The organism is Pelorhabdus rhamnosifermentans, assembly GCF_018835585.1.
In the GTDB taxonomy this organism is placed as follows: domain Bacteria; phylum Bacillota; class Negativicutes; order UMGS1260; family UMGS1260; genus Pelorhabdus; species Pelorhabdus rhamnosifermentans.
The window spans coordinates 1-237 of record NZ_JAHGVE010000181.1; the positions used below are offsets into that span (position 1 = coordinate 1).

Sequence of the window (237 nt, forward strand, 5' to 3'; positions counted from 1 at the left end):
GTATTCGCGTCAATGCACTGCTGCCGGGCGGTACCGATACGACCATGGCTGAAGCCTGGATCGACACGCCGGAAAAGCGTGCCTTAGTCGAAGGGATGCATGCGCTCAAGCGGCTGGCAAGACCAGCGGAAATAGCCCGTTCGGTGCTCTATCTTGCCTCGGATGCCTCCAGCTTCACCACGGGCACGGCCATGCTGGTCGATGGCGGCGTATCAATCAACCGGACATAGTGCCGGG

General features: G+C 60.8%; 1 protein-coding gene. It reads left to right on the forward strand.

Annotation, left to right across the window (positions count from 1 at the left end):
- Positions 1-230 (forward strand): SDR family oxidoreductase (locus tag Ga0466249_RS26275; protein WP_215832432.1); only part of this gene is annotated, 230 nt, incomplete at its 5' end.
- Positions 231-237: the final 7 nt, after the last annotated feature.